This window comes from Sulfuricella denitrificans skB26 (assembly GCF_000297055.2).
GTDB classification, from domain to species: domain Bacteria; phylum Pseudomonadota; class Gammaproteobacteria; order Burkholderiales; family Sulfuricellaceae; genus Sulfuricella; species Sulfuricella denitrificans.
In genome coordinates this window covers 2,027,581-2,049,719 of the sequence record NC_022357.1, presented here as the reverse complement: position 1 = coordinate 2,049,719, position 22,139 = coordinate 2,027,581, and the positions used below count along the sequence as shown (strand labels likewise).

Sequence of the window (22,139 nt, the reverse complement as noted above, 5' to 3'; positions counted from 1 at the left end):
AGACACAACCGCCGCCGTATCGCTCAGTATCCCTTGCGGAACTCGGTGCCGTGGCAGCTCGGGCAGGGCGGAATTTTGGTGGTGCGCTTAAGGTGCACCTTCTGGCCGCATTTCGTGCAGTTTAACGTCCCGGCCGCCGTGATGTCGCCGGTATTGTAGTGCAGGGCATCCTCTGCCTTGCGCGAGAGAGATTGCAACGCCGAGCCAGTCGCCTCGAGCAGCCTGGCTATCGAGGATAAGGCGCCGGCGCCCAACCGAGCTGGATTCAAATGTTCCTTGGCTTCCTGGCTCAGCGCCCGCATATCTTGCGAGGTCTGCTCCAGGTCGCGACGCATGAATTTCTTGAATGCCTCGCCCTGTTCTGCGGAAAACTCTCCGGCGTCGGATAGTTGCTGGCGTGCCACCTCCATGGCCTTTTCCATGGCATCCTTGCCTTTTTCCTGGCCGGCCTCGAATAGCTCGCGCGCTCGCTCTGCATAACGGTCGTAAAGCGCTTCGTGTTGAGTCTGCTCTCCTTTCCCCGTAGCGGATTCGGAATCGGGCTTGTGTTCGGATTCGGTCGTGTTCATGGTCTGTCTCCTTGTCTGCGGGCAATGGAAAAGCTAAGTTGAAACTCGAACCTGCGCCGGAGAGCGCAGCCGAGGCGCTCTCGCCATAGCGGCAATGGCGCGATAACCGTAGACTCTTCAGTCGTGGGGCATGTGCAAAAATAAGTGCTCATAAAAGTATAGTACACGCTGAAGGGGAGCTGCCCGTGGCGAGGCTTGCATTGCACCAGTTCACGCAGCTGAATTTGGACTAGACTGAACTGAAGGCGATGCGCGATTCCGGCATCTTGTTGCTCATAACGGCTAGTGCCTCCAGGGCATGGAAACAGGGGCACGCGAGGCTAAACTTTGCCTGGCACCGGCGCGACTGCATGCGCCCGGATGAGGGTGGCCTCGATCTTGATGCAGATGGTTACGGTGGTGACTCTTTCCACCCATTGCCAGACCGCGCTACAACAGCTTCTTTTGGCGCCCCCATGTGGTGTCAGCAAAGCCTGGCATGCATTTTAATGAGTTGCCACGAAGGAGAACGCCATGCAACCCCTTACCCCTATCGTCGTCGCCACCGACTTTTCCGCTAATGCCGGCCGGGCGGTGCGGCGCGGTGCGCTGATCGCGAAACAGCTGGGTGCGGAAATGCACTTGCTGCACGTGGTGCATCCTCTGGATCTGTATCCGGGCCCGGACCCCGCTGCCGATTTCTGGCTAATACATGAGCAGGCATTGCAAGCGGCTGGCAAAAATCGGCTCGATATCCTGGCTGCCAGCCTGCGCAAGGATTACGGCATCCCAGTTGTGCCCGTCACACGCATCGGCCGCGCTCACACGGAGATCGCCGACTATGCTGCGGAAAAAGGGGCTGGCCTGGTGGTGGCCGGCGCGCGCGGTGAGAACACGCTGCTCGATTTGCTGATTGGTTCCACCGCCTCCCGTCTGTTGCGGCTGGCCACCTTCCCGGTGTTGATCGTCAAGAACGCGAAGGTGGAACCCTACCAAAGTGCTATCGCCGCAGTGGATTTCTCGCCGGGATCGATCAATGCGCTGGAACTCGTCCGCACCGTCGCATCGGGTGCGCGGATCGAGGTGCTGCATGTTTACGATACCGAGCATGCTGACCGGATGCAACAGGCGGGGATGGACGGGGCGTTCATCCTGGATCGTCAGGCACGCGTCCTGAAGGATGCGGAAAATCGGCTGGATATCGAGTTGGCGGGGGCGAACGAGGGAAAATTTACGCGGAACGTCATGGCGGCCAATCCTCCCACCGCCATCTGCGATCGCGCCAAGGCTCTGCGCGCCGACTTGGTCGTCCTTGGCCGACACGGCAAGAGCGGCATGCAGGAATTGCTGCTGGGCAGCGTCAGCAAGGACGTGGCCCATGTGGCGGACTGCGACGTGCTGTTATGCTACTGAACCTGCGTGAAGAGATACAGACCTAATTAGCTGGACAGCCGACTGTGGACAGCACGCCATGCAGTGCGCAGGGAGAGATAGCCGATAAACAGATTGGCGCCCACAAAAACAGGTATCGCAAGAATCTGCGCAGCACTGACACCCGCCAATGCCAATTTGAGACCACAGATTGTTGCAGCGGCAATGCCGAAGGTATAGGCCCAATAGGATGGGGAAAAGGGTTGAGCACCGAGCCATGAACCCAGACGAATGCCCAGCAAAAGCTGGAACAAACCGTAGCCCCACAACATCAGCAGCCAATGATCAGTAGAGCCCGGGTCGAGCATTAACCAAGCCATGGCGCAAACCACCGGTGGGGCAAACTGGATGCCAAGCAGTGGGCGCTGAGCGGTGGGTAAGGCTTTGGAAAGCCAGAGGCGCTGGATGATAAGCGATTCAAGCGCCAGCCACGAAAAGACACCCGCACCCAGAAACAACCAGCCCCAGTCTGGATGGCCGAGCCCGCCGAGTGCGGCAGCGCTCGTAAAATTGCCGGCCACAGTGGGCAAATAAAGGGTCGGTGCCGTATCGAGTGAATCACGTCCCCCTTGCCAGAGCGCACCGGTATGCCAGAGGGAAAAAGCTAAATGCCAGGCAATTCCAGCGGCGGCGAGAACCCATGCCAATGCCCGCGAATAGGGTAAAACCGCCAGCACAATCAGCAGGGTAGAAACAGCCAGCAGCGCCGGTGTACTCCCTTGCACCGGATGCTGGAATTCGCTTTTGACAACGGCTGGATACCTTATTGCTTGCCAACCATACACCACTAGCAACCCAGCCCAGACCAGTGCTGCCAACAGCAGCAAACCTTCCCCGATAGCCGCCGGCATGCCCCAAAGAAGAACGGCAATGCGCCAAGCCTGACCGAGGCCAGCGAGTCCCAAAACCATACCAAAAAAAGAAGCCGGAAGCGGCGAACGTGCCACGAGGATTGCCTTGTAAATGAGTGCCTGTTTTTGAAACAACCGGCTTAATCATAGCAAACCTGCCCTGACGCCGATATGATTTGGATAATCATCGGGAAAGGCAGTCTTCCCTTCGCGACTCTTTTCGGTCCTCCAAACTGGTTGGAAGCAGACGATCTGCGAACAACTCCAGAAGTAAAAACGGCGACCAATTGGCCGCCGTTATCGTGAGCAAAAGTCTATTAAGTTGCCTTGCGACGTGCCACCCCAACCAAGCCAATCAAACCAGAGCCGAGAAGCCAAGCTGCGGCGGGCACAGGAACAACAGCCGCGGGTAAATTGCTGCTGAAGCTCAGCGAATACTGCGGATTAGTTGCGAGAAAGGTCGGGTCGATCTGTATGGTGGGATCAGCCCATGCATGGGCATAAGAGCTCGGATAATTTGAGTTGGTAGTGACGCTTGCCGATACGATAATTTCAAATATGTTGCCACCGTACCCAGAAGCTGAAGAGCCGGGTTTGAGGTTTGTGAGACCACCGCTAAAACTGGTTGTGGAACCGGCCCAGCAACCATAGCCCGCACAAGCATACCAACCGTCACCACCAATTTTGACGCTGGCGGACGCCGTGTTCATACTGTAGCTAGAACCGATAGGCGATGGACTGCCACCTACATCCGTATATCCGTTTGCAAGTACCAAGATAGGCACAGTAAAGAAATAGTCGCTAGGGAAACCACTGCTGGAGGCGAGTTCCATGTAATAGCGCACACTAGCCTGGGCAGTAGATGAGTATGGGGCGTTCTGGTCAATGTTTGCGGTGGCGGTCAGATCGCTCAGCCGCGCCTGTGAAAAAATACTGACGCTGGAGTTAGATTGGCTACAGGTCTTGGTATCCGACGTGGTGCTGGTTGTGCACGATCCGGTGCTCAGGAATGCGTCAGGCAAAATGCTTGCGGACGCCGCAAGGGGGTGAGCCCAAAACCCGCAGCTAATTATAGCTATCGTGAGCCTTGATAGATTAACGTCATAGAAATGGACGGATGTTTTCATTATGGTTTCCCCTTTTTTTGCTTAATCGGCGGATGCTGATATTCCTATGGAATTAAAGCACAAACCGTGCCAAATATATTATATATTATGCAAAAACAATCTGTTACACATTTTATTTGGGGATTTGCAGCATTATTTGCTCATCAAGTGTAAAAAAATCCGACAAACTGCATCTTGCTCCGGATTGTTTGCAAGTGATTGATCAAAATTGTTGCTTTGCTATCCCATTAGCATCGGCATGCATTAAAAATGCTCAGCTATTGGTGGCTTTCAGAGTAAGGTAAACCGTTACAAAATTCGGGCATCCAATGAAACAGTTCGCCCAAGGTGATATTAGCTTTGGGTGTAGCAGCTTGGAACGTTCTATATGCTTACCCACGGCTTTTCGCATGCACATTCGGCAGTGTCCTGCTCAGGAACTGCTCGCCTATGGACTGGAAACGAAGCGGCACATCGGTGACGTGGCGCTGATAAATTGAGTTCAACCAATTTGGCGTTAAGCGTCCGCTATCTGGAATCTTTATGGAGGTCTCTTAATTGGCTCAACTGGGACATTCATGGCTCGGACAGGGTAAGCGTAGATCAATCCTTTTGCTCTGTGTCCTCGCGGGGCGGAGCAGGTTTGCGACGGCGCCGCCGCCAGGACAGACTGATTTTTAGCCGCCACAACAAGGTCACTATCAGATAGGCGAGCAGACCCAGGGTGCTGGCCATGATCGCCAAGCCCAGCAGTAGCGGTTTGCCTACTGTGGTGATGCGATCCCAGGCGGATGCCAGCCATGCGGCAGCGCCTTCTCCACGGGGTATCGGCGGTTTTTTTGTCGCGCGTGCTTCGTCCTCACCGATCAGCGTGACGCCGATGCGGTAGGCCGCATAGTAGATCGGGCCGAAGGTGACCGGATTGGTGACCAGCGTGCTGGCGATGGCGGTGGGCACGCTGGCACGCAACAGCACGGCCATGCCTGCGGAAAGAGGAATCTGGGCGAGGGGAACGAGCAGCCCGAAAAATACTCCAAGTGCGATGCCCAGGGCAATACCGCGCCGGGTGGGCCGCCATAGTCGGGGATGGTGCAGGGCCGGCCCGATCCAGCGCAGCCAGCGGCTCTTGCGCACCGTTTCCGGGTCGGGCAGCAGGCGTTTCAGGCGGTCAATTATATTGCTCATGGTTATTCCTGTGCTGCCTCACGTGCAGATGCCTTGGCGACAAGCAGGCGCGCTGCCTTGGCGGCCTGCTGCACCGCGCGATGGATGGCGCTCGCGGCGCGCAAGCGAGCATCCATATCTGCCACGGGCAGGCGGCTCAGGGCGCCGGCCTCCAGGAGTTCCGCTTTCAACATCTGATAGTCCCCTTCCAGGCTCTGCAAGCCGGTATCGACGTCGGCGGCATATTCCTGATATCCCTCTGGGTCAATGCGGGAAAAAAGCCGGGTTACCTGATCGAGAAAGCTGCTACCCGTTTCGATCAGCGTCGGCAGGGGCGTTTCGCGTGCTGCAGCAGCGGCCTCCATGGCCAGTTCGGCCACCGCCTCATAGTAGCGCGCCACGCGCAGAATATGCGGCAGGCGCTGGGCGCTGTCTTGCGACATGCCGGCCTGGTTGATGCGTGAAATGAAATCTGCCACCGCTTGATTCAGCTTGGCCACGATTTGCTGATCCCGCGCCAGTTTGTCGTAGGCGGCGCCCGCCATGGCCTCACGCATCATGCGCAGGGCAATGCCGCCCATGCGTCGCACTTCCTGCTCCAGGGCGTTCAGCGCCAGCGCCGGTACCGTTGCGATGTTGGCGTCCAGATAGCGTGGCCGGGCTTCATCTTCTTCGGCGGCATGGAAACGTTTTCCGAGAAACAGAACCATGCGTTCGGCGATAGGCCAGATCAGGATCACGCCGAGCAGGTTGAAGGTAGTGTGAAACAGGGCCAGTTTGGCCGCCGGCGACGAACCGAGTTCCAGCGCTTCGCCCGCCGTGCCAATGGCCGATACCAGCCAGGGTAGCAGCGCCAGCGCCACGGCGCCGGTCAGGAGATTGAACAGGATATGGGCGGCGGCGGCCCGTTTTGCGTTGGGCGTGGCGCCGATGGAGGCGATCAGCGCGGTGACCGTGGTGCCGATATTGGCGCCTATCACCACGGCGGCGGCACCCTGGGCCGTGAGCAGTCCGCCCTGGGCGGCAGTCAGCGCGATGGTCAGGGAGGCGCTGGAGGATTGCATCAGCACGGTAAGCGCGATGCCGATCAGCACCTGCATCAGCGTGTCCCTGATCCCCTCGCCTTCCGGCATGCTGAAATCCGCGGATAGCCCGGAAAAGGATTCCTTGAGCATGTCGATGCCCAGGAACAGCACGCCGAATCCTGCCAGCGCCTGTCCCAGTGCGCCGCGCCGTTTGCCGTCGCCGGAAAGGCGCAGCGCCATGCCGATGCCGATCAGCGGCAGCGCCAGCACCTCGATCTTGAACTTCAGCCCGACCAGCGCCACCAGCCAGCCGGTCATGGTGGTGCCGACGTTGGCGCCGAACAGCACCCACATCGATTGCCCCAGCGTGAGCAGTCCGGCATTCACGAAGCCGATGGCAGCCACTGTCACGGCGCTGGAAGACTGCACCAGCGCGGTGACCAGTACACCTGAAGCCAGCCCGCGCAAGCGGGTTTTGGTGGAATGGGCGAGGATGCGCTCCAGCGCCGGGCCGGCGGCGAGCTTGAGGCCGTCGGTCATCAGTCCCATGCCGAGCAGGAACAGGCCGATGCCGCCGAGCAGGCCGCCGGCTGTCGTCCAGGTGCTCATTTCACTTTTTCCTGGTGTTTCGCAACGTGATTCCCACGCCGGTGCAAGGCCGCCTTGGCCAGCAGGTGGGCGGTCACTGGCGCGGTGATAAAGAGGAAGACCATCACGGCGATCTCATGCAGGCTGACGCCGGGCTGGGTGGCGGTGAAGTAGATGGCTGAGGCCAGCACCATGGCGCCCACACCCAGGGTGGTGGCCTTGGTGGGGCCGTGCAGACGAGTGAAAAAATCCGGCAGGCGGACGAGCCCTATCGAACCCAGCAGAGCGAACACGGCACCCAGCAGGATCAGGGCAGAGACGGTGAATTCGATGATGACGTTCATTCGATAATGTCTCCGCGCAGCAGATATTTGCATAGCGCCATGGTGCCGACGAAGCTCATGGCGGCCAGTACCAGCGCCGCTTCAAAATAGGCGCTGCTGCCGGCGCGGATGCCGAACAGCACCAGCAGCGCGATGGCGTTGATGGTCAGCGTATCCAGCGCCAGAATGCGATCGGTGGCGTCCGGTCCGCGCACCAGGCGCCAGAGATTGAGGGTCATAGCCAGCCCGATGAGCACGAAACCGACCTCAACGGCGAGCGTCAACATGCGAATATCTCCTTGAGCGGCGCCTCGTAGCGCTGCTTGATTTCCCGGATCAGGGCAGCGGGATCGGGTGCGTCAAGCGCATGCAGGCAGAGTACCCAGCTCTCCTGATCCACGTCGATGGACACGGTGCCCGGCGTGAGCGACACGATACTGGCGAGGATCGTGGCGACGAAGGGGTCGCGCAAATCCAGCGGCACCTCGACGAAGGCCGGTTCGAGGCGGGCAATCGGGCCGATCACACGGCGTGCCACGGCCCAGTTGGCGATAACGATATCCATGACTACCCGTGCCGCGAGTGTCAACATCGTGCCGGGGCGAGCGAGGCGCGGTGCGTCGGGCCAGAAGGGCCGCGTGACGAAAGGAAGCGCCAGCGCCAGTACGGCGCCCAGCAACAGCATGCCTAGCGAGGCCGCATTGGTAAGCGCGGCCCAGAGCAGGAAAATGGCCACGGACAGGGCGGGGCGGGGAAAGAGGCGGCGCATCACGGTCGTGTCTCCCGGATGATGGTATGCCTGTTCGTGCCCAATACCGCGTTGACATAGGCGCCGGGGGTATGCAGCTGGACCGCGGCACGGGCAGCGTAATCCGACACCGGTCGGGCGAAGAGCGCCAGCAGTGGGCCGGCGGCGACCAGCAGCAGGACGGCCGCCGCAGGCTGCCATGCGATGGTTGGGGTTGCATGGGGCTGAGTATCCGACTTGTGCTTCCAGAACAGGCGGCTGCCGGCCCTTGCCAAGGCGGCCATGATCAGAAAACCTGCTGTCAGCGAAATAATCCAGATTGCCGGGCCCGCCGGCGTTTCCCGCACTGCGGAAAGCAGCATGAGTTTGCCGAGAAAGCCGGAAAGGGGGGGTAATCCGGCAACGCTGATGGCAGCCAGAAAAAAGCCCAGTGCCAGCCAGGGAGCATGGAATGCCGGCCCGGGTTTAATGGCATCGGAAACCTTCCCGCGTCGCTCGGCGATCAATTCCGCCAGCAGGAAGAAGGCAGCAACGACGAAGGTGGACTGGAACAGGTAATACAGGGCCGCGGCGGTGATACCGGCCTGCGCATAGGAGGGAACCACCAGCAGCGTACCGGCGGAAACCAGCACCAGCCAGGCGGCGAAATATCGCAGCCGGGTGGCGGCGAGAGCGCCCAGGGCGGCGAACAGGAGTGTCGCCAGCGCCAGCGGAACCAGCCAGTCAAGCAGGTCAGCCATCGTCGCAGCCGGGGCGAAGGCCACGGCCTGTACCCGCAGGATGGCGACGATACCGACCTTGGTCATGATGACGAATAGCGCCGCCACGGGCGCACCGGCGGAAGCATAGGCGTGGGGCAGCCAGAAAGACAGGGGCAGCAGCGCCGCCTTGAGGGCGAATACGGCAATCAGCAGCGCGCCCGCCAGCCTTGCCAGGGCGATATTGTGATCCGGGTTTTGCAGGCGTAGCGCCACATCGGCCAGGTTGAGGGTGCCCAGTGTCCCGTAGAGCAGACCCAGTGCGATCAGGAACAGGGCCGATCCAGCCAGGTTCAGCACCACATAGGCCAGGCCTGCGCGGGTGCGCGCCAGTCCTTCGCCGTGGGCCAACAGCGCATAGGAGGCAAGCAGCATTACCTCGAAAAAGACAAACAGGTTGAACAGGTCGCCGGTCAGGAAGGCGCCCTGGATACCCATGATCTGCAACTGGAACAGCGGATGGAAGTGGCGGCCCCGGCTGTCGAAACCACCGCTGGCATAGAGCAGGGATGCGCCTGCCAGCAGCGCGGTGAGCAGGGACATGCCGGCGGCTAGGCGGTCTACCGCCAGCACGATGCCGAAAGGTGCCGTCCAGTTTCCCAGGGCATAAACCAGCATGGCGCCAGCATCGGCCAGTTGCACCAGCCAGGCGGTTGCGATGATGCCGAGCAGTGCCGCGCCCAGCCCGACGTTGCGCTGGAAAGGCAGCCCGCGGCGGCCGCCCGCCAGTTGCAGCAGCGCGGCAGCAAAGGGAATCAGGATGGGGAGGATGGCGGCATGAGCGTTCATGGTTTCAACCGTCCATCCACATGGTCATCGCCGGTTTCAGCCAGCGCGCGCAGCGCCAGCATCAGCAGGTAGGCGGTCATGCCGAAACCGATAACGATGGCGGTCAGCACCAGAGCCTGGGGTAGCGGGTCGGTGTAGGCGGCGCCGGCCCTTATCAGGGGCGGTGCATCCAGCCTCAGCCGTCCGCTGGCGAAGAGAAACAGATTCACCGCGTAGGACAGCAAGGTCAGGCCCAGTACGACCGGGAAGGTGCGTGCACGCAGAATCAGGAACACCCCGCAGGCGGTGAGTACGCCGATGGCAATGGCGACAACGGTTTCCATCAGGCGGCTTCTCCAAAATTTTCAGGACAGCCGTGGCGCGACAGACGGCCCAACTGTGCCAGCACCATCAGCACCACGGTCACGACCACGATGTACACGCCCAGGTCGAACACCATGGCCGAGGCCAGTTCGATCTCTCCAATCAGCGGCAGGGTGAAATGGCCGTGGGCGCTGGTAAGGAAGGGTCGGCCGAACAGCCAGCTCGCCGCGCCGGTGCCGCCCGCAAGCAGCAGTCCCAGCGCCAGTAGCCTGGTTTTGTGGCGGGGCAGGCGCGGCTGGGCGAAATCGATGCCGCTGGCCAGATATTGCAGGACCAGGGCCACGCCGGTGACCAGGCCGGCGACGAAACCACCCCCCGGCAGGTTGTGGCCGCGCAGCAGAATGAAGATCGATACCGCCAGTGCCAGGGGCAGCAGCGGGCGCATCAGCATGGACAGGAACAGCGGGTGACGTTCCGTTGCCCAAGGCCGGCCGTCGATATCGCGCTCGGGCACGGTGAGCACCAGCCGATTCAGCATGGCATGGGCAGCCAGGCCCACCATGGCCAGTACGGTGATTTCACCCAGGGTGTCGAAGCCGCGGAAATCCACCAGGATCACGTTGACCACGTTGGCCCCGCCACCCCCCGTCACCGACTGGTCGAGGTAGAAGCCGGAAATCGTCTCGAATGGCGAGGTCATCATGGCGAAGGCTGCCGCCCCCAGACCCGCGCCGGCGCCAACGGCCAGCGCGGCATCGCGCGTCAGTCGCAGGCCGGAATCCTCGGCGGGGGAGGCTTGGGGAAGGTAATGGAGAACCAGCAACAGGAGCACGATGGTGACCACTTCCACCGCCAGCTGGGTCAGTGCCAGATCCGGTGCCGAGAAGCGCACGAAGGTGAGCGCCACGACCAGACCAACGACGCTGGTGAACACGATGGCGGTGAGGCGGTGCCGGTGCAGCAGGGTTGCACCCAGTGCGCCCACGATCAGGGTAGCCAGGGCCGCGAAAGCAGCGCTATCGGCCGGCTGGTATGCCGCGGCGGCAAGCGTCGGTGGCCCCGAGAACCAGGCCCAGCCGCCAAGGCTGAGCACGAAGGCGATGAAGAGCGCCAGGTAACGTTGCAGCGATCTATTGTCCAGCCAGCTCACGATGCTGCACGCGAGGGCCTTCAGGCTTTCATAAAGGCGCTCGAAGGCGATGTGGGCATGGATCGACGGTAGTCGATCGTGGAGGGCGAAAAGCGGCTTGCGCAGGGCGTAGACGGTGACGCCGCCCGCCAGCGCCACCAGACTCATGATAAATGGCAGGTTGAAGCCGTGCCACACCGCCAGCTCGAAGGCAGGCAGAGGCGCTAGCAGCGTTGCGCCAGCCGCAGCTGCGAGCAGAGGGGCGACGCTCCATTGCGGGAAGATGCCGACCAGCAGGCACAGCACTACCAGCACCTCCACCGGCGCACGCATCCAGCGCGGCGGCTCGTGGGGCTGGCGCGGCAGGTCAATGGGGTCGCCGTTGAAGAATACGTCGTGGATGAAGCGCGACGAATAGGCCACAGCGAGAATGCCTGCCACCGTGGCGAATAATGGCAGCAGCCAGCGTATCTCCTCGAACACCGGATGGCCGACCGTCTCGGTAAAGAACATCTCCTTGCTGAGAAAACCGTTCAGCAACGGCACGCCAGCCATGGAACCGGCGGCGACGATGGCCAGCGTGGCGGTGATCGGCATGAACTTGAACAGCCCGTTCACCCGCCGCATGTCGCGCGTGCCGCATTCATGATCGACGATGCCGGCGGCCATGAACAGGGAGGCCTTGAAAATGGCATGGTTGATGATGTGAAACACGCCGGCCACCACCGATAGCGGCGTGTCGAGTCCGAACAGCAGCGTGATCAGGCCGAGGTGGCTGATGGTGGAATAGGCCAGCAGCCCCTTGAAGTCGTAGCGGTGAAAGGCCATGTAAGCCGCATACACCAGCGTGGTTGCACCGACTCCGCTGACCAGCCAGAACCACAGCTCGCTGCCGGCCAGCGCCGGATGCAGCCGCGCCAGCAGAAAAACGCCGGCTTTCACCATGGTTGCCGAATGCAGGTAGGCCGACACCGGCGTTGGCGCCGCCATGGCGTTGGGCAGCCAGAAATGGAACGGGAACTGGGCCGATTTGGTGAAAGCGCCGAGCAGGACCAGGATCAGCATCGGCGCATACAGGCTGTGGCCGCGAATACGCTCTCCTTCGGCCAGCACGGTCGAAAACTCGAAACTGCCGGCGATGTAGCCGAGCAGCAGTACCCCGGCGAGCAGCGCCAACCCGCCGCCGCCAGTGACGGCTAGCGCCATGCGGGCGGCGATGCGCGAGTCGCGATGCTCGCGCTTGTAGGCGATGAGCAGGAAGGACGAAATGCTGGTGATCTCCCAGAACACGACCAGCAACAACAGGTTCTCGGACAGTACGACGCCGAGCATGGCCGCCATGAACAGCAGCAGGTAGGAATAGAAACGCCCCAGGTGATCGCTTTCCGGCAGATAGTAGTAGGCGTAGAGCACCACCAGCAGGCCGATGCCGAGTATCAGCAAGTTGAAAAGCAGCCCCAGCCCGTCGAGCCGGAAGGAAAGGTCGAGGCCGTAGGCGGGCAGCCAGGGGTAGGCCGTTACCAGCGTTTCCCCCGCCAGCACGGTCGGCACCAGGGGGGCGAGCAATGCCAGGCAGCCCGCCATGACCCCGGCCGCGCCCAGGGCGGCCACTCTCCTGCCGAAGCGGGCCAGCAGTGCGGGAAGGAGACAGCCGATGAAGGCGGTTGCGACGATCAGAGGCAGCAATGAAGTTCCGGACATGGGGGGACGTGGAAAACGGGTGTGTGATGGCTATGGTAACATCGAAGCAGAAAGGCAAAAACAGGATTTGGAACCAGATAATCCAGGTCTAAGGGCTTGTCGGGTTTGGCCCACAGGGCCGCCGCAGCCTGAGCATGCGCAGCACCCAGCAGGCGGCCAGGGCAGCAAAGACGTGCTTGACGGTATGGCCGCCGACGATTCCGCCGAGGGCGAAAATCTGCCGGTCGAGGAGTTCGGCGCCGAGCGCCGCGGCATACCACCCGAGCACTATCAGCACATCGCCGCCGCGAGTGTAGCGGGGCGGAAACAGCAGGATAAGCAGCGGAATCAGCAGCGCCGGATAGAAATGCACCATGCCATAAGGACGTAGATCTCCTGCCCCCAATGCCTCGGTGGCGCCCCAGTAGAGCACGGAGGCCGCGCCCGCGGCCAGCAGCACCGGTAACAGCGCCAGCCCCGCTGCGACGCTGATGCGCTCGGCGATAATTGCCGCCAGCCAGGACATCAGGGCAACGGTCATCGCCAGTCGATCCCACAGCAGTCGCCCATTGTCCGGGTTCAGATGGTACCAGGCCGAAGCGATGCCGGTCAGCGCCAAGCCGAGAAAAAATATCAGATAAATCCAGCGTTCGCGGCGATCCCGGAAGGCCGTATCGCCTCCCGCTGCGGTAAGCCAGCGTAGGCCGGCCGCACTCACCAGCACGAACAGGCCGTTGGAAGCCACATTAAGGAAGTTGGGCAGGCCCAGGAAGGCGCGCTGGTCAGCGAAGTCGTGATAGGCCGCTGGCTGCGGAAAAGACGGGAGAGCCGCAATAATCGCCGCGACCACTCCGGTGAGCAGGACAAGCAGCAGCAGGCGTATCCGGCGGGAATCAGCCGTCATCACGGCGTAGCGAAGCGGAGTGGGTCATGGGGGGCGTATCCGGTGGAAAAAGTCGGCATCAGTGCAGGGAGCGCCTCAATAACTCCTTCGTAAATAACGAACACTTCGTAAATAATATACGAATTTTCTTGATGAAACAGGGTCGGTATCATGACGCTGTCTAATTCCACTCTCCTGTATATATGAATACGAATAGCGCAGTCTCCATTGGCGAACCCTGGATGTGGGCTGCCTTCATCGCTTTCGTGCTGGTCATGCTGGCGCTGGACCTGTTCGTCTTCGGCGGCAGGAAGGCGCACAAGGTCAGCGGCCGGGAGGCGACCGCCTGGTCGCTGGTCTGGGTCAGCCTCGCGCTGTTATTCAACGCCGGCCTGTGGTGGTATCTGAACGGCACGGCCGGGCAGGAGATCGCCGACCGCAAGGCGCTGGAATTCCTCACCGGCTATCTGATCGAGAAGTCGCTGTCGGTGGACAACGTGTTTATCTTCCTGCTGATTTTCTCGTCCTTCCACGTCTCCGCTGAATTTCAGCGTCGGGTGCTTATCTACGGCGTGCTGGGTGCGATCGTCCTGCGCGCCGTCATGATTCTGGCCGGGGCCTGGCTGGTGCAGGAGTTCAGTTGGGTGCTGTATATCTTCGGTTTCTTTCTGGTGGTGACCGGTATGCGCATGCTGGTCATGGCGGAGAAGGAACCTGACCTGAACAAGAACCCGGTGCTGAAATTCGCGCGCCGGCATCTGCGCATCTCCGAGAGCCATCACGGCGAGGAATTCACCGTGATGAAGGACGGCGTGCGCTATTTCACGCCGCTGTTTCTGGTGTTGATCCTGATCGAGACTTCCGACGTGGTGTTCGCAGTGGACTCCATCCCGGCCATCTTCGCCATCACCACTGACCCCTTCATCGTCTTTACCTCCAACATCTTCGCCATCATGGGCTTGCGGGCGCTGTATTTCCTGCTCGCCGACGTGGCGGACCGCTTCCATCTGCTGAAATACGGCCTGGCCATGGTGCTCACCTTCATCGGTGCCAAGATGTTGATCGCACCCTGGTATCACGTGCCGGTGGCAGCCTCGCTGGCCATCGTCGCCGTCCTGATCGGGGCGAGCGTCGTCGCCAGCTTGATTGCCACGCGCAACAAGCCCTCCCATTGAATCCCTTTATGAAAGGAATGATCCCATGATCGCTCGCCTCTTCGCTGTCGTTCTTTTTGCACTCAGTCTCGGCGCTTGCGCAGAGCCGCCCTACACCAACGTCGATAACGCCAAGTTGAAAGAGCTGCTGGCGCAGGGCGTGCCTCTGTACGACATCCGCCTGCCGGAGGAATGGCGCCAGACCGGCGTGGTGGAAGGCAGCCGCAAACTGACCTTCTTTGACGCAGCCGGACGGACGAACCCGGAATTTTTGCCGCGCTTCAGCGCCGAGGTGGACAAGAATGCGCCGGTCGTCCTGATCTGCCGCAGCGGCAACCGCACCGACGCCGCGGCGCGTGAACTGGCGAAGATGGGCTATACGCAGGTTTACAACGTGCGTAACGGCATCAACCGCTGGATGAGCGATAACAACCCGGTCATCCGAAACTGAAAAGCGCTATGGTAGGGAATTTAATCAACTTTTTTGCGGGTATCTGGAATCCGGAATGGGTGACTGAACATGCTTTCGCCATTTATTGATAATCTTTGGCAATCAAAGGGATTGGTTTAATCAATTGGTGGTATTGACTACACGCTCTCTATAATGAAAGTCATGAATTGTTCAATAGCCCAAGGAGATCTCCATGAGCAAGAAAAAACTCACCACCACCGGCGGCGCGCCGGTACCCGACAACCAGAATGTGATGACTGCCGGCCCGCGTGAGCCCATGCTGCTTCAGGATGTCTGGTTTTTGGAGAAGCGGGCCACTTCGATCGCGAGGTGATCTCCGAGCGACGCATGCATGCCAAGGGCTCGGCTGCCTATGGCAGTTTCACGGTGACGCACGACATCACCCAATACAACCCGTCATATCGAAAACTGCACCAAGGCCAACTCCGCTTACGGTGCTGGCGTAGCCAAGGCGCTGGGCATCAATAAGTAAGTCCCAAAGCCAGGGGTTTTTAAAAAATGCCGGTGGCAACTGGATTACCGCCGGTTATTGTTGTTTCTCCAGACAACCGCGCTCATCGGGTAGTTCGTCAGCGCCATCCTTCCTGGAGAACAGCATCCAATAAAATTGATGTCCTAGCCGGGATGTAAATGAAAGGTCGCGATAATTGTTCTCTATCTATGGTGTCACCGGCCCAATTTTCCACGGACCACTGGAGCAGTTGATTCAGGTACCGGGGGTGATGCGCGCCCGGCATGCTCGCGGCCTTGATCGCGAGGATGAGAGACTGGGTGCGGAGATGCCGGTGGTCGGCCTGGACTCGGATCAAAACGGCGCAAATTTTGAATCTGCCGCCCGTGCTTATCAGGGGATGAGCTATCAAGAGACTGAACGCGGGCCACTTTATCACGCCTACCAGATCATGAGCCGGGAAGTGACGGCGGTGCAGGCGGAGTCGCGGATCGAGAACGCCTGGCGCACCCTTGTGACAGGGCGAATTCGCCAGGCCCCGGTGCTGGATAGTGCGTATCGCCTGGTGGGCATCGTCTCCGAGCGCGACCTGCTCACCGTGCTCAACGTGGAAGACGGCGCGGTGCGCGATGTTCTGGCCCGCACCGTGGCCGAAGTGATGGTCAGCCCCGTGGTGAGTACCGACCCGATCGCCGATATCCGCCGCGTGGCACGCGTGCTGCTGGATACCGGCTTTACCGGCGTGCCGGTAGTGAACGAGGCGGGAGAGATGGTGGGCTTCCTCTCGCGCGGCGATATCCTGCGCGCGGTCATTGCCGACCCGCCCCTGAGTTTGTGGGCGTGACGGCAGTCGTCTGGCCCACGCCGGCGCGGTTTCAGTTCGATGACGCGGTGGACTTTGCGGCTGGCAGCATTGAAAAGGAAAACCTGAAAAAGGAAACTGAATCATGACCACAATAAAGCGGATCGCAGCGGGCACCGACCTGTCCTGGTACGCTGGCCGTGCCGAAGTCCGTGCGGCGATGCTGGCGCGCGAGATGGGCGGCGCGGAGTTGGACCTGGTGCATGTCATCGGCAGCCTGGCGCTGGAATCGCTGCGCCATCTGCTCACCCAGTCCCCCGAGCAAACCGAGCGGCGGCTGATTGATACAGCCAGGGAACAACTTACAAAACTGACTTGCGAGCTTGCTGATAAGCATCATATTCCAGTCATGCCTGTCATCGAAATCGGCCACGCCCATGAAGAGATCGTGCGCCACGCCGAAGCCATAGGCGCCGGCCTGGTAGTGCTGGGCGCTCACGGCGGCAGCTTCGTGCGCAAGCTGTTTCTCGGCTCCACCGCCGAGAGATCGCTACGCAAGCTGTCCTGCCCGGTGCTGATCGTCAGGCGCGAGCCGCGCGGCCCGTACCGTAACGTACTGGTGCCGGTGGATTTTTCCGAACCTTCCCGACGCGCTGTACAGATGGCCTTGCGCATCGCCCCCCAAGCCGATATCACCCTGCTGCATGTGTTCGAAGTGCCGTTCGAGGGCAATCTGCATTTTGCCGGCGTGAGCGACGAAAACATCCGGTCCTACCGTATCCTGGCACGCGAACAGGCGAACAGTGCCATGCGGCAATTTGTTTTTGAACTGGAATCTGATGATGACCGGGTCTCACACACGGTAGAGTTCGGCAATGCACCTGGCGTGATCAGGGAAAAGGCGGAAACCATCGCCCCCGACCTGATCGTCATGGGCAAGCATGGCCAGTCGGAATGGGAAGACATGCTGTTTGGCAGCGTCACCAAGCATGTGCTGAGCGAAGCCGGCTGCGACGTGCTGGTGGTCAGTCTGTAAAAATAGCCGGAGCAAGCATTGAGAGGACGCCAGTAACGCAGGAGGTCAAGGCAGCCCGTGTTTTGCTTAAAATAAGTTGAAGGGAGAAGTAGCGGAAACCCTGGTTCAATCCGCCGAGCGGGAAAAGTGCGACATGATCATCATGGGCACGCGTGGGATGTGAATGGTTGCGAACCTGGTGCTCGGCCAGGGGGCGACCAAAATTATCCATTTGGCAAAGATTTCCGTGACGTTGGTGAAATGACGGCGAAATCCCGAGGCACGTGGAGAATTGGAGGTGCGGCCTGATGAAAGAACATGACGACGAAACCTGTGCTCATACTAGTTACTGTCCGTACAGGGCGGAGCTGGCGCCACGCTTCATCGGCGCCCTGACGAAGAAGACTTACGCCATGGTGCTTGCCGGCGGACGCGGCAGCCGGCTGCAGCAGATGACCGACTGGCGCGCCAAGCCGGCCGTTCCATTCGGCGGCAAGCTGCGCATCATCGATTTTCCGCTCAGCAACTGCATCAATTCCGGCATTCGGCGCATCGGGGTGGCGACCCAGTACATGGCGCACAGCCTGATTCACCACATCCAGCGGGGCTGGAGCTTTCTCGATGACCAGTTCAACGAGTTCATCGATGTTTTGCCGGCCCAGCAACGCGTCAAGGAGGGGTGGTATGAGGGCACGGCAAACGCCGTCTTTCAGAATCTGGACATTTTGCGCAGTTGCGCGCCGGAATATGTGCTGATCCTCTGCGGCGACCATGTCTACAAGATGGATTACAGTCGCATACTTGCCGATCATGTCGCGAAAGCGGCGGATGTTACCGTCGCCTGCATCGAGGTGCCGCGCGCTGAGGGGCGGGAGTTCGGTATCATAGGCGTGGACGAGGAAGGGCGGGTAACCTACTTCCACGAAAAGCCGGAACACCCGGCAGCGATGCCCGGCAGACCGGATAGCGCACTGGCGAGCATGGGTATTTACGTATTCGGCGCGCGCTTCCTCTACGAGCAACTCATCCGCGATCACGACGACCCGGAGTCAGGCCACGATTTCGGCAAGGACCTCATTCCCTACCTCGTGACGCGCAACCGTGTTATTGCCCATCGCTTCGCGGACAGCTGCGTCAACATGGTGGGCGATGTGCCGTACTGGCGCGATGTCGGTACGGTGGACGCCTACTGGGAAGCCAACATGGATCTGGTGCAGGTGACACCCGAGCTTAATCTGTACGATGATGCCTGGCCGATCTGGACCCATCAGAAGCAGTTGCCGCCGGCGAAGTTTATTTTCAACAATGACCGCAGGCGCGGCCATGCGATGGATTCGCTGATCTCCAGCGGTTGCATCATCAGCGGCGCGACCATCGAACGCTCCCTGTTGTTCCTGAAAGTGTACGTGGGCGACTACAGCCTGATACAGGACTCGGTCATCCTGCCCAACGTCGAGATCGGTCGCCATGTGACACTGAAGCGCGTGGTAGTGGACAAGCACTGCAAGATTCCCGACGGTTTCTCGGCCGGTATCGTCCCGGAGCGTGACAAACAGTGTTTCCACGTCACCGAGCGCGGCATCACGCTGATCACGCCGGAAATGCTCGGGCAGACCGTCCACAGGGTGCGATGAAGAGCCTGAGTCGGCGCCGCTGACTGGCCTTCTGCTATACTCACAGGCCCTGTTTCGAAGGAGTATTCCAGACCATGAAAGCCCTGTTGGCGTTCTGCATGATTGTTGCTGCCCCATTCGTTTTGGCAGGTGAAAATCCTGACGCCATCCCACCTGTGCCCACTGTCGTCAAGGGCGAGGTTCTCGATGTCAAGGATGTCGAGAGCTATACTTACCTCCGCCTCAAGACTAGGGACGGCGAGACCTGGGCTGCGGTCAACAAGTCGCCAGTTAAGAAAGGCACCGAAGTCACGATCGAAAACGTGATGGTCATGAAGAACTTCGAGAGCAAGTCGCTGAAGAAGACTTTTCCGACGATAGTTTTCGGCACCTTGAGTGGTGCGGGAGGGGTCGTGCAGGCTGCGGGCCATGATATGGCTACGGCTCACTCCGGCGTCGCCAAGACGGTGGATGTCGGTGATGTCCATGTCCCCAGGGCCAGCGGCGCGAACGCTCGGACCGTTGCGGAAATCATGACCAAAGGCGCCGAACTGAAGGACAAGCCTGTTCTGGTTCGCGGCAAGGTCGTGAAGTACAACTCGCAGATCATGGGGAAAAACTGGATTCATCTGCGCGATGGTTCGGGTTCTGCTGTGACCGGTTCGAACGACGTACTCGTGACAACCATGAGCCAGGCGAAGGTCGGGGATGTCGTGACGGTGAAGGGCGTCGTTCGTACTGACAAGGATTTCGGTGCAGGCTATGCGTATAAAGTGCTCATCGAAGAGGCGACGCTGCAGCAGTAATCGGTTGAGACAGCCCGCGCAGAGCCCCCTGCTCGGGCTATGTTTTATACGGAATAATAGGCAGTGGTAACCGCCTATATTACGTGCAGTTTTCCATAAGCGGCAAGCAAGCGTTGGTGCATATCACACCCTTCCAGCGCCATCCCCGGTGAGTGCAGGCCGAAAAAGCGCTGCTCCCCGCTGAGCAGGGCTTGCGCCTGTTGCAGCGTATCTGCGCCGTAAAGGTGCTTCAGGGAGTCGCTGTACGGAGCGGCATCGTCCAGGTTGAGCAGGCTTTCGATACAGCGGTAAACCTTGCGGCGCTGTTCGTTCAGTTGCTCGAAATGGCGTACCCAATCGCAGCCTTCACGGATCGCTTCTTCATCCCCGATCGCCAGCGCCAGCAGGGTTTTTAGCTCGCCTACGCGCAAGTCTTTCCAGAATGAGCCGGCATCGGCGGCCAGGCCGATCAGTGCCGCAACCGGTCGCTGGTCGTCCAGGCCGAGTTCGTTCAGCGTGTTGAGCAGATCGGCGCATTCGTCGTCGCTCAACTCCGTCAGGCGCAGGATGGCGGGGCGGATGGCGTTGCCGACGCTGTTGTTTTCCCATTCCAGATCGTCGATCGGGTAAATCTCCGACATGCCTGGCACTATGATGCGGCAGGCGTAGACGCCCAGATGGGCGAAGTCGGCGATATAGATATCGCGGCCTTCGGCGTGGATGCGCTCGGTCAGCCAGGCATAGTCTTCTTCGGTGGTGGTGCTGAAATTCCAGTCACTGAATTCGAAATCAGGCGAGTCGCCGAGGAAGTTCCAGCTGATGATGCCGCTGGAATCGACGAAATGGATTTCGATATTCGGCGAGCTGGCGATTTCGTCCAGGTCGAAGCCCGGCTCGGGGAAGCCACCCAACGCATCCAGCGCACGGCCTTGCAGCAGTTCGGTGAGGGAGCGCTCCAAAGCGATTTCGAAGCGCGGATGGGCGCCGAAACTGGAGAAGCAGCCCTGGTCGTGCGGGTTGAGCAGGGTCACGTTCATGACCGGGTATTGCCCGCCCAGCGAGGCGTCCTTGACCAGGATGCCGAAGCCCGCCGCGCGCAGTGCGCGGATGCCTGCCTCTATGGCGGGAAAGCGGGCGATCACCTCGTCCGGCACTTCCGGCAGGCACAGCCCTTCGCTGATAATGCGGAATTTGACGTGGCGTTCGAAAATTTCCGACAGCGCCTGGGTGCGTGCCTCGGCGGGGGTGTTGCCGGCCGACATGCCATTGCTGACGTACAAGTTGCCGATGATGTTGACCGGGAACCAGACGCGGATGCCGTCGCGGCTGCGGATGTAAGGCAGGGCGCAGATGCCGCGCTCGATATTGCCGGAATTGTGATCGACCAGGGTGTCGGCATCGATGCTGCCTTCCGGGTTGTAAAACGCGCGCAGTTCCGGTGTGAGCAGCTCTTCTGGCCAGTCGCCATCGTCTCCCGGCTTGAACCATTGTTCTTGCGGATAATGGGTGAATGAGCGATTGGCAATCGTTTCGCCCAGATAATAATGCGACCAGAAATAGTTGCAGGAAAGGCGCTCGAAAAACTCGCCCAGTGCGCTCGCTAGCGCCGCCGGTTTGGATGCGCCCTTGCCGTTGGTGAATAGCATAGGGCAGTCGCGATCGCGGATATGCACCGACCAGACACCGTCTATCGGGTTCAGCCAGGAGCGCTCTTCAATATGGAAACCCAGATTGTCCAGTCTGGATTGCATGGTGCCGATCGACGATTCCAGCGAGGCATCCTTGCCTGCGATAAAGCTTTCTGTGTGCATGTGCGAGTCCTGCCGGGTGGTCGGGTGAAATGAAAACGCCCCGCTTTGGGCGGGGCGTTCGGTGAGCGAAAGTTACAGGGGGCGCTTGATGCTGAAGCCGCCGCGGATCTGGCCCAGGGTGTAGCCGGTGGCCTTGTCGTGGGGGTATTCGGCCTTCAGTGCTTCCTTCACGTTGGGGGCGACGGTGTCATCTCCACCATGACATTTCAGGCAGACATCCTGCACCGGGATGGCTTTCATGTAGCGGTAGAATTTGCCCTGTGGTTCGGTGACGACCTCGGCGAATTCCATGTTGGCCGGGTTTTCTTTTTCCATGCGTTTTTCAAAGTCGGACAACACTTTTTGTTCCCAGGCATCCGGCATGCCCAGCGCAGCATTTCGCACCTTCAGGGACTTACGACTAACGTTCCAGCCGTTCTTGCGCGAAACTTCGGAGGCGATGGTGGGCGCTACGTCGCGGCACACCTTGATGGCGCCGACCGGCCCGTTGGCCTTCATTTCTTTTTGCATTTCGCCGCCCAGTTGCGAGGCGAATTCCTTGACGATCTTGCGGCTTTCTTCCTGATACTGGGCCATGTCGTCGGCTACGGCCTGGAAGGTGGTTGTGGCGAGCAGCAGGGTGGCTGAGGCAAGCAATTGTTTTTTCATCGGTTGATCCTTGGTCTCGTAGAAGTTAAAAAAAGGAGAGGGTAATTGGAAATGTTTTGAAG

General features: G+C 60.1%; 22 protein-coding genes and 1 pseudogene. 9 read left to right on the top strand and 14 right to left on the bottom strand.

All coding sequences use genetic code 11. The annotated features are described in order from the left end of the window. Positions 1 to 23: 23 nt before the first annotated feature. Complete coding sequence (locus tag SCD_RS15745; RefSeq protein WP_009205017.1) at positions 24 to 569, bottom strand: zinc ribbon-containing protein; 546 nt, start codon at positions 567 to 569, stop codon at positions 24 to 26. Positions 570 to 1,082: 513 nt separating this feature from the next. Between SCD_RS15745 and SCD_RS09940 the strand changes: the two genes are divergently transcribed. Beyond that, entirely contained in the window at positions 1,083 to 1,961 is an 879-nt protein-coding gene (locus SCD_RS09940) for a universal stress protein (protein ID WP_009205016.1), read from the top strand. A gap of 26 nt (positions 1,962 to 1,987) precedes the next feature. On the opposite strand, the gene tehA is transcribed toward SCD_RS09940, so the two are convergent. From tehA to SCD_RS09890, 11 genes are all read right to left on the bottom strand, one after another. Continuing rightward, on the bottom strand, positions 1,988 to 2,926 hold the full coding sequence (tehA, locus tag SCD_RS09935; protein ID WP_148290767.1) for a dicarboxylate transporter/tellurite-resistance protein TehA: 939 nt from the start codon (positions 2,924 to 2,926) through the stop codon (positions 1,988 to 1,990). A gap of 221 nt (positions 2,927 to 3,147) precedes the next feature. Next, positions 3,148 to 3,957 carry a VPLPA-CTERM sorting domain-containing protein gene (locus SCD_RS16730; protein ID WP_084607499.1) on the bottom strand — a complete coding sequence of 270 codons (810 nt, stop codon included), beginning with the start codon at positions 3,955 to 3,957 and terminating at the stop codon, positions 3,148 to 3,150. 582 nt (positions 3,958 to 4,539) lie between these two features. Further along, entirely contained in the window at positions 4,540 to 5,121 is a 582-nt protein-coding gene (locus tag SCD_RS09930; RefSeq protein ID WP_009205012.1) for a DUF2062 domain-containing protein, read from the bottom strand. A gap of 2 nt (positions 5,122 to 5,123) precedes the next feature. Continuing rightward, positions 5,124 to 6,734: a Na/Pi cotransporter family protein gene (locus SCD_RS09925; RefSeq protein ID WP_009205011.1), complete on the bottom strand. Its 1,611-nt coding sequence runs from the start codon at positions 6,732 to 6,734 to the stop codon at positions 5,124 to 5,126. Continuing rightward, entirely contained in the window at positions 6,731 to 7,057 is a 327-nt protein-coding gene (locus tag SCD_RS09920) for a Na+/H+ antiporter subunit G (protein ID WP_009205010.1), read from the bottom strand. Before SCD_RS09920 ends, SCD_RS09925 begins: the two co-directional genes overlap by 4 nt. Continuing rightward, on the bottom strand, positions 7,054 to 7,323 hold the full coding sequence (locus SCD_RS09915) for a K+/H+ antiporter subunit F (RefSeq protein WP_009205009.1): 270 nt from the start codon (positions 7,321 to 7,323) through the stop codon (positions 7,054 to 7,056). The genes SCD_RS09920 and SCD_RS09915 overlap by 4 nt, the downstream gene beginning before the upstream one ends. Beyond that, complete coding sequence (locus SCD_RS09910; protein WP_009205008.1) at positions 7,317 to 7,805, bottom strand: Na+/H+ antiporter subunit E; 489 nt, start codon at positions 7,803 to 7,805, stop codon at positions 7,317 to 7,319. The genes SCD_RS09915 and SCD_RS09910 overlap by 7 nt, the downstream gene beginning before the upstream one ends. After that, the gene (locus SCD_RS09905) at positions 7,805 to 9,331 is read right to left on the bottom strand and encodes a monovalent cation/H+ antiporter subunit D (RefSeq protein WP_009205007.1); all 1,527 of its coding nucleotides are present in this window, start codon (positions 9,329 to 9,331) and stop codon (positions 7,805 to 7,807) included. Before SCD_RS09905 ends, SCD_RS09910 begins: the two co-directional genes overlap by 1 nt. After that, positions 9,328 to 9,654: a Na+/H+ antiporter subunit C gene (locus tag SCD_RS09900; protein ID WP_009205006.1), complete on the bottom strand. Its 327-nt coding sequence runs from the start codon at positions 9,652 to 9,654 to the stop codon at positions 9,328 to 9,330. The genes SCD_RS09905 and SCD_RS09900 overlap by 4 nt, the downstream gene beginning before the upstream one ends. Further along, positions 9,654 to 12,464 carry a monovalent cation/H+ antiporter subunit A gene (locus SCD_RS09895; protein WP_041673434.1) on the bottom strand — a complete coding sequence of 937 codons (2,811 nt, stop codon included), beginning with the start codon at positions 12,462 to 12,464 and terminating at the stop codon, positions 9,654 to 9,656. Before SCD_RS09895 ends, SCD_RS09900 begins: the two co-directional genes overlap by 1 nt. Positions 12,465 to 12,552: 88 nt before the next feature. Continuing rightward, positions 12,553 to 13,347 carry a hypothetical protein gene (locus SCD_RS09890; protein ID WP_009205004.1) on the bottom strand — a complete coding sequence of 265 codons (795 nt, stop codon included), beginning with the start codon at positions 13,345 to 13,347 and terminating at the stop codon, positions 12,553 to 12,555. Between the two features lie 182 nt (positions 13,348 to 13,529). On the opposite strand from SCD_RS09890, the gene SCD_RS09885 reads away from it, so the two are divergent. The 8 genes and pseudogenes from SCD_RS09885 to SCD_RS09855 all read left to right on the top strand — a co-directional run bounded on the left by SCD_RS09885 (position 13,530) and on the right by SCD_RS09855 (position 19,639). Next, positions 13,530 to 14,501: a TerC family protein gene (locus SCD_RS09885; protein WP_198408598.1), complete on the top strand. Its 972-nt coding sequence runs from the start codon at positions 13,530 to 13,532 to the stop codon at positions 14,499 to 14,501. 25 nt (positions 14,502 to 14,526) lie between these two features. Then, complete coding sequence (locus SCD_RS09880) at positions 14,527 to 14,931, top strand: rhodanese-like domain-containing protein (protein WP_009205002.1); 405 nt, start codon at positions 14,527 to 14,529, stop codon at positions 14,929 to 14,931. A gap of 193 nt (positions 14,932 to 15,124) precedes the next feature. Next, positions 15,125 to 15,342 (top strand): annotated as a pseudogene (locus SCD_RS16160) (catalase); the annotation flags it as partial. A gap of 257 nt (positions 15,343 to 15,599) precedes the next feature. Then, positions 15,600 to 16,247: a CBS domain-containing protein gene (locus tag SCD_RS09870; RefSeq protein WP_009205000.1), complete on the top strand. Its 648-nt coding sequence runs from the start codon at positions 15,600 to 15,602 to the stop codon at positions 16,245 to 16,247. Positions 16,248 to 16,350: 103 nt separating this feature from the next. Further along, a complete protein-coding gene (locus tag SCD_RS09865; protein ID WP_009204999.1) occupies positions 16,351 to 17,241 on the top strand; it encodes a universal stress protein in 891 nt (296 codons plus the stop codon). A 76-nt stretch (positions 17,242 to 17,317) separates the two neighbouring features. Continuing rightward, complete coding sequence (locus SCD_RS17125; protein ID WP_148290842.1) at positions 17,318 to 17,404, top strand: universal stress protein; 87 nt, start codon at positions 17,318 to 17,320, stop codon at positions 17,402 to 17,404. 124 nt (positions 17,405 to 17,528) lie between these two features. Beyond that, positions 17,529 to 18,854, top strand: coding sequence for a glucose-1-phosphate adenylyltransferase (gene glgC / locus SCD_RS09860; RefSeq protein ID WP_009204998.1), 1,326 nt, complete (start codon positions 17,529 to 17,531; stop codon positions 18,852 to 18,854). A 74-nt stretch (positions 18,855 to 18,928) separates the two neighbouring features. After that, positions 18,929 to 19,639, top strand: a complete 711-nt coding sequence (locus SCD_RS09855; protein WP_009204997.1) for an OB-fold nucleic acid binding domain-containing protein — start codon at positions 18,929 to 18,931, stop codon at positions 19,637 to 19,639. Positions 19,640 to 19,713: 74 nt separating this feature from the next. On the opposite strand, the gene ycaO is transcribed toward SCD_RS09855, so the two are convergent. Then, on the bottom strand, positions 19,714 to 21,429 hold the full coding sequence (gene ycaO / locus SCD_RS09850; protein ID WP_009204996.1) for a 30S ribosomal protein S12 methylthiotransferase accessory factor YcaO: 1,716 nt from the start codon (positions 21,427 to 21,429) through the stop codon (positions 19,714 to 19,716). A 72-nt stretch (positions 21,430 to 21,501) separates the two neighbouring features. Beyond that, positions 21,502 to 22,077: a Tll0287-like domain-containing protein gene (locus SCD_RS09845; protein WP_009204995.1), complete on the bottom strand. Its 576-nt coding sequence runs from the start codon at positions 22,075 to 22,077 to the stop codon at positions 21,502 to 21,504. Between the last annotated feature and the right edge of the window lie 62 nt (positions 22,078 to 22,139).